Source organism: Prevotella sp. LCP21S3_D2, assembly GCF_052118345.1.
Classification (GTDB): Bacteria; Bacteroidota; Bacteroidia; order Bacteroidales; family Bacteroidaceae; genus Prevotella.
Map to the genome: position 1 here is coordinate 1 of NZ_JBQKHJ010000097.1, position 562 is coordinate 562.

The window sequence follows — 562 nt, forward strand, 5'->3', positions numbered from 1 at the left end:
GAAGGAGTTCCTACCTATAAGATGGATTGGAAGACCGTGATGATAGTATTGGAATCGCCTGTTATAAAGCAGATTAGAGCATAATTCGTATTTAAGTATAATTAACTAATAATCAGGCGGTTATGTGTTTTATAAATTTGCATAATTCAAATATTTTTTGTATCTTTGTACTAAAATACAAAGGTTATGGAACTAGACGAATTAGGCATAGATATAGAGGCACAAAACTGTCTCGATCAAATTCAGCAGGAGTCTCGGACTTCTGCTGACTATGACCCGTCCCAAGGTATGACAGGAGAAGAACTACATAACTTTTGTAAATTCTTGTATTCGCAGATTCAGTCCAAGGATGAGGAGATAAGCCGCCTTACTGCCAATATTAAAGAGTTGACGGATGAGGTTCGATTGTCTCGTCTTCAACAGCAAACATACAATGATGAAAACAAGGTGCTAAGTGCCAGCCATTCTCATAAGTTGGATGTTGTGCTTCAGCAATTACAAGAAACCAGGCAAGAGCTTACTGATACAAAGAGAAAGCTGAAAACTGCTGAGACCCTGTTGG

The 562-nt window shown here is 38.3% G+C and carries 1 protein-coding gene; it reads left to right on the plus strand.

What is annotated here, in order from left to right; genetic code table 11:
• Positions 1 to 186: 186 nt before the first annotated feature.
• On the plus strand, positions 187 to 562 hold a 376-nt coding region (locus ACTQ16_RS16765; RefSeq protein ID WP_441938571.1), incomplete at its 3' end, for a hypothetical protein.